A 5,881-nucleotide genomic window follows, 5' to 3' on the forward strand; every position below is an offset into this window, starting at 1 on the left:
GAAACTCATGACGACGATGTCCACCCCGCAGCCCTGGCGAACCAACACGGTCGACGGCGTCCTGCGACGCACCGCCTCCCGCACTCCCGGCACGATCGCCCTCCGCTTCGAAGCACGGGAGTGGACCTATCGCGATCTCGACGACGCGGTCACACGGGCCGCCGCGGGCCTGCGCGACCGCGGCCTCGCCGCCGGCGAGCGCGTGGTCACCTACGGCACGAACTCGGATGCCTATGTCATCGCGTTCCTCGCCATCGCGCGCGCGGGGCTGGTGCACGTCCCGGTCAACTACGCGCTGCACGGGGGCGAACTCGCCTATCTGATCGCCCAGTCCGGAGCGAGAGCGGCGCTGGTCGACCCGCAGCTGCGCGAGCACTTCGACGCCGTCCGCGCCGACACGGATGTCGAGATCGTCGTCGCTCTGCGCGACGAGGAGGACTCCTTCCTCGCGCGTGCGAGTGCCGGCGATGCCGTGGAGCTCCCCGCGGACGTGGACGGCGAGAGCCTGGTGCAGCTGCTCTACACATCCGGCACCACATCGCAGCCGAAGGGAGCGATGCTGACGCACTCGGCTCTCGTCGCCGAGTACTCGGCGGTGATCGTCGCGCTGGACTTCACACCCGACGACGCGCCGCTGATCTGCATGCCGCTGTACCACTCGGCGGCCATGCACGTGTTCATGCTCCCCTATCTCGCCATCGGCGCGACCGTGCGGCTGCTCCCCGCGCCCGACATCCCCCGGATCCTCCGCACCGTATCCGAGGAGAGGATCGGGTCGCTGTTCCTGGCTCCGACCGTGTGGGTTCCGCTCGCGAATCACCCCGATCTGGACGCTGCGGATCTCTCCTCACTCACCAAGGCGCAGTACGGTGCGTCGATCATGCCGGTCACCGTGCTGAACCGCCTGCGCGAGCGGTATCCGGCACTGGGCTTCTACAACTGCTTCGGACAGTCCGAGATCGGCCCGCTGGCGACCGTGCTGCGCCCGGAGGAGCACGAGGAGCGGCCCGCGTCGGCGGGCCGCGCCATCCTGTTCGTCGAGACCCGCGTCGTCGACGAGAACGGGCAGGACGTGCCGGACGGCGTTCCCGGCGAGGTGCTGTACCGCTCACCGCAGCTGGCGCTGGGCTACTGGGACAAGCCCGAGGAGACCGCGGAGGCGTTCCGCGACGGCTGGTTCCACTCCGGTGACCTCGTGGTCCGTGACGAGGCCGGGTACCTGACGGTGGTCGACCGCATCAAGGACGCGATCAACACCGGCGGGATCATGGTCGCGTCCCGCGAGGTGGAGGATGCGATCTACACGCACCCCGCGGTGGCCGAGGTCGCGGTGATCGGGGTCCCCGACGAGCGGTGGATCGAGGCGATCGTCGCATGCGTGGTGCTCAAGCCGGCTGCCGCGGTCGCGGAGGATGAGCTCATCGCGCATGTGAAGGATCGGGTCGCCTCGTTCAAGGTTCCGAAGGCGGTGCGGTTCATCGACGCGCTCCCCCGCAACCAGAGCGGGAAGATCCTCAAGCGGGAGCTGCGCGACGCGTAGCCCGGGGATAGACGACCTTGGGGTCACTCCCCCATGCGGTTGCGGGTGCGCATGGCGCGCTCGGCCTCGCGGGTGTCCTGGCGCTCGCGCAGGGTCTGGCGCTTGTCGTACTCGCGCTTGCCCTTCGCGAGAGCGATCTCGACCTTGGCCCGGCCGTCCGAGAAGTACAGCCGGAGCGGGATCAGCGTGTAGCCGCCGGCCGAGACGGCGTGCTCGAGCTTGTGGATCTCGTCGCGGTGCAGCAGCAGCTTGCGAATGCGCTTGGCCGAGTGGTTGGTCCAGTGCCCCTGGGAGTACTCCGGGATGTGCACGGCGTCGAGGAACGCCTCGCCGCCCTTGATGTACGCGTAGCCGTCGCTGAGGTTCGCGCGCCCCTGACGCAGCGACTTGACCTCGGTGCCGGTGAGCACGAGGCCCGCTTCGTACGACTTCTCGAGGCTGTAGTCGTGACGTGCGCGACGGTTGGTCGCGACGACCTTCTCACCGCGTTCCCTGGGCATGTTCTTCTCCTGACGATGGGACAGCCCACCAGCATATACCGGGTCAGGTGCGCAGCCAGCGACGGATCGCGAAGCCGGCGGACAGCGCCGACAGCAGGATGCCGATCCCGATCAGCACCGGGACGACGAACGCGGCCTGCTCCATGCCGACCAGGGGACGCATGAAGGGCACGCGGTCGGCGAGATAGCCCTCCACGCCGAAGTGGACGCCTGCGAGCACGGCCGCGCTGGCGAAGACCGAGCCGAGGAATGCGGCGAAGACACCCTCCAGCACGAACGGCGTCTGGATGGATCCGTTGGACGCGCCGACCAGGCGCATGATCCCGATCTCCTTGCGCCTGGCATAGGCCGACAGCCGGATGGTGGTGGCGATGAGCAGCACGGCCGCGATGAGCATGAGCACGGCCACGCCCACGGCGATGTACGTCGCGACCGTGAGGGCCGAGAAGAGCGGGTCCAGCAGCTTGCGCTGGTCCTTGACCGCGTCGACGCCGGCCTCGCCCGAGAACGCCTCCGTGATCACCTCGGACTGCTGAGGATCCTTCATCGTGACGCGGAAGTCCACCGAGGTGTTCTGCACGCCGATGACGCTGGCCTGCTCCTCGCCGAGCTGCGCGACGATGTCGTCGTACGCGTCCTCCTTGGACTGGAAGCGCACCGAGCTGATCAGCGGGGCGAGCGCGTCGCCCTCCAGGGCCTGCTTGACCTTGTCGATCTGCTCCTGGGTGGCCTCGCCGCCGACGCACGTCGACGAGGTCGACAGGGGCGAGCACATGTAGACCGTCACCTCGGCCTTCTCGCCCCAGTACGCGCGCATCGTGCTGATCTGCGTCTGCATGAGGATGGCGGCGCCGACGAACGTGAGCGACACGAAGGTGACGAGCACCACCGAGATGACCATGGAGAGGTTGCGGCGCAGGCCGAGCAGGGCCTCGCCGACGATGAGTCCGAAGTTCATGAGGTCGGACCCACTTCCTCGTCGCCGCCGTCCGAGAGGCCGAGGCGATCGGCGACCCCCAGTTCGTCGACCTTCACGTCGGGGATGATGATCGGATTCGTGCGCGGGGTCGCCGCGGCATCCGGCTTCTCCTCCGGCGGAGCGGGCGGCACGACGTCCTCCCGCTCGGTGGCGGGCGTCTCGGGCGCGCGCGTGGCCGCGACATCCGGGGTGATGACGGGCGTCGCGACGGCCTGCCGCTGCACCTCCTGCACGGCGGTGAGCGCGGCCGCCGCGGCAGCGCCGGGGATCGACTCGGGCCGCAGGCGAGGGATGCTCGAGGTGTCGCCGTAGCCGCCGCCGAGCTCGTCGCGCACCATGACGCCCTCCTTGAGCTCGATCACGCGACGCTGCATCTGGTCGACGAACGCGGCCTCGTGGGTGGCCATCAGCACGGTCGTGCCGCCGGCGTTGATGCGCGCCAGCAGCTGCATGATGTCGACGGAGGTCGCAGGGTCCAGGTTTCCGGTCGGCTCGTCGGCGAGCAGCACCTTGGGACGGTTCACGATCGCGCGCGCGATCGCCACGCGCTGCTGCTCACCGCCGGAGAGCTCGTGCGGCATCCGCTTGGCCTTGCCGTCCAGCCCGACCAGCGCGAGCGCCTCGGGCACGGCCTGCTGGATGAAGCCGCGCGAGGTGCCGATCACCTGCAGCGAGAACGCGACGTTCTGGTAGACGGTCTTCGACGGCAGCAGCCGGAAGTCCTGGAACACCGAGCCGATGTGGCGACGGAAGTAGGGGACCTTGCGATTGGCGAGCGAGCGCAGATCGCGCCCGAGCACGGCGACGCGGCCCGTGGTGGGCACGTCCTCGCGGAGGATGAGTCGCAGGCAGCTCGACTTGCCGGAGCCGGAGGCGCCGACGAGGAACACGAACTCGCCGGCCTCGACATTGAAGTCGACATCGGAGAGGGCGGGGCGTTTGGTGCCGCGATAGCGCTTGGTGACGTTCTCGAACCGGATCATGGCCTTTCGAGCCTAAGCGCGGCCCGCCGTGGTCGGTTCAGCGACACTCGCCTGCGCTCAGTCCTCTTCCTTGCGCTTGCGCCAGCGGATGCCCGCCGAGATGAAGTCGTCGAGGTCTCCGTCGAACACGCTGGCCGGGTTGCCCGACTCGTGGCCGGTGCGCAGGTCCTTGACCAGCTGCTGGCCGTAGAGGAAGTAGGAGCGCATCTGGTCGCCCCAGCTGGCGGTGATGTTGCCCGCGAGCTCCTTCTTCTTCGCCGCTTCCTCCTCCTTCTGCAGCAGCAGCAGGCGGGTCTGCAGCACGCGCATGGCCGCGGCGCGGTTCTGGATCTGCGACTTCTCGTTCTGCATCGAGACGACGATGCCGGTGGGGAGGTGCGTGATGCGCACGGCGGAGTCGGTGGTGTTGACGGACTGGCCGCCGGGGCCGGAGGAGCGGAAGACGTCGACGCGGATGTCGCCCTCGGGGATGTCGACTTCGGTGGCCTCCTCCATCAGCGGGATGACCTCGACCGCGGCGAACGAGGTCTGGCGCTTGTCGGCGGAGCCGAACGGGCTGATGCGGGCCAGGCGGTGCGTGCCGGCCTCGACCGACAGGGTGCCGAAGGCGTAGGGGGCGGTGACCTCGAAGGTCGTCGACTTGATGCCGGCGCCCTCGGCGTAGGAGGTGTCCATCACCTTGACGGGGTATCCGTGCTGCTCGGCCCAGCGCAGGTACATGCGCATGAGCATCTCGGCGAAGTCGGTGGCGTCGTCGCCGCCGGCGCCCGAGCGGATCGTGATGATCGCGTTGCGGTCGTCGTACTCGCCGTCGAGCAGGGTCTGCACCTCGAGCTGGTTGATCGTCTCGGTCAGCGCGGCGAGCTCCTTGCGGGCCTCCTCGGCGGAGTCCTCGTCCTGCATCTCGTTGGCGAGCTCGACCAGCACGTCGAGATCGTCGAGGCGGCGCTCGACCTCGGTGACGCGCTTGAGGTCGGCCTGCTTGTGGCTGAGGGCGCTGGTGACCTTCTGCGCCTTCTCGGGGTCGTCCCAGAGGTCGGGCGCGCCGGCCTCCTCGCTGAGCCGCGCGATGTCGGCGTTGAGGGAATCGACGTCGACGACCTCGCGGATGTCGCCGAAGGTGTGTCGCAGGGCCTGGATGTCGGCGGAGAGATCGAGTTCGAACATGGCACCCCAGCCTATCGCGCCGCGCCCATCATTCCGCGCCGCGCGGGCTAGCGTGAAGGGGTGAGTGACAGCGCGGGCAGCATCATCAGGCAGTTCGGACCCATGGTCTACATCCCCACGGTGCTGTTCGCGCTCGGTGAGGGGGCCGTGATCCCGCTGATCCCGGTGTTCGCCACCGAGCTCGGCGCCGATGTTCCGCTCGCGGCCCTGGTGGCCGCGATGCTCGTGGTCGGGCAGCTGTGCGGCAATCTTCCGGCGGGCTGGCTGGTGACGAAGATCGGCGAGCGGCTCACCATGGTCTACGCCGGTGTGGCAGCGATCGCCGCCGGAGTCGGGATGCTCTGGGCGCCCTCACTGGGCTGGCTGACCGCCGCGGTGTTCCTGCTCGGCTTCTGCGCGGCGTCGTTCGGACTGGCACGGCATGCGTTCATGACCACGCGGGTGCCGATCCGGTTCCGCGCCAGGATGCTGTCGCTGCTGGGCGGATGCTTCCGGTTCGGCGTGTTCGTGGGGCCGTTCGTGGCGGCGGGTCTGATCCAGCTCACGCGCACCGAGCACTCCACGGTGTGGTTCCTGCTGGGCTGCGTGGCCGTGCTGGTGGTGCTGGTGCTGTTCGGCCCCGATCCGGAGCGCACGATGCCCGCGCTGCTGAAGCCCACGGGCGCCGCGATCGCCGAGGACACCGGCGAGGTCGTCACGGGCTCGATCCCGG

6 protein-coding genes are annotated in these 5,881 nt (G+C 69.1%); 2 read left to right on the forward strand and 4 right to left on the reverse strand.

Annotation, left to right across the window (positions count from 1 at the left end):
* The first annotated feature begins 7 nt into the window (after positions 1-7).
* Positions 8-1,540, forward strand: coding sequence for a fatty acyl-CoA synthetase (locus BGN97_RS05175; protein ID WP_363331406.1), 1,533 nt, complete (start codon positions 8-10; stop codon positions 1,538-1,540).
* Between the two features lie 23 nt (positions 1,541-1,563).
* Here BGN97_RS05175 and smpB read toward each other — a convergent pair whose 3' ends face one another.
* The 4 genes from smpB to prfB are packed head-to-tail and all read right to left on the reverse strand — an operon-like array spanning position 1,564 to position 5,169.
* On the reverse strand, positions 1,564-2,040 hold the full coding sequence (smpB, locus tag BGN97_RS05180) for an SsrA-binding protein SmpB (RefSeq protein WP_292698611.1): 477 nt from the start codon (positions 2,038-2,040) through the stop codon (positions 1,564-1,566).
* Positions 2,041-2,083: 43 nt separating this feature from the next.
* Positions 2,084-2,998 (reverse strand): permease-like cell division protein FtsX, encoded by a 915-nt coding sequence (ftsX, locus tag BGN97_RS05185; protein WP_292698612.1) that lies wholly within the window; start codon positions 2,996-2,998, stop codon positions 2,084-2,086.
* Positions 2,995-4,002 (reverse strand): cell division ATP-binding protein FtsE, encoded by a 1,008-nt coding sequence (gene ftsE / locus BGN97_RS05190; RefSeq protein WP_292698614.1) that lies wholly within the window; start codon positions 4,000-4,002, stop codon positions 2,995-2,997. Before ftsE ends, ftsX begins: the two co-directional genes overlap by 4 nt.
* 57 nt (positions 4,003-4,059) lie before the next feature.
* Complete coding sequence (gene prfB / locus BGN97_RS05195; RefSeq protein WP_292698616.1) at positions 4,060-5,169, reverse strand: peptide chain release factor 2; 1,110 nt, start codon at positions 5,167-5,169, stop codon at positions 4,060-4,062.
* Between the two features lie 60 nt (positions 5,170-5,229).
* On the opposite strand from prfB, the gene BGN97_RS05200 reads away from it, so the two are divergent.
* Positions 5,230-5,881, forward strand: a 652-nt coding sequence (locus tag BGN97_RS05200; protein ID WP_363331405.1) for an MFS transporter, incomplete at its 3' end; no start/stop codon positions are given.

The organism is Microbacterium sp. 69-10, assembly GCF_001897945.1.
Taxonomy (GTDB): Bacteria; Actinomycetota; Actinomycetes; order Actinomycetales; family Microbacteriaceae; genus Microbacterium.

Bases quoted from the DNA above. Each gene is read 5' to 3' on its own strand.
- ftsE (WP_292698614.1), bottom strand. From the start codon at position 4,002: ATGATCCGGTTCGAGAACGTCACCAAGCGCTATCGCGGCACCAAACGC.
- smpB (WP_292698611.1), bottom strand. From the start codon at position 2,040: ATGCCCAGGGAACGCGGTGAGAAGGTCGTCGCGACCAACCGTCGCGCA.
- BGN97_RS05175 (WP_363331406.1), top strand. From the start codon at position 8: ATGACGACGATGTCCACCCCGCAGCCCTGGCGAACCAACACGGTCGAC.
- ftsX (WP_292698612.1), bottom strand. From the start codon at position 2,998: ATGAACTTCGGACTCATCGTCGGCGAGGCCCTGCTCGGCCTGCGCCGC.
- prfB (WP_292698616.1), bottom strand. From the start codon at position 5,169: ATGTTCGAACTCGATCTCTCCGCCGACATCCAGGCCCTGCGACACACC.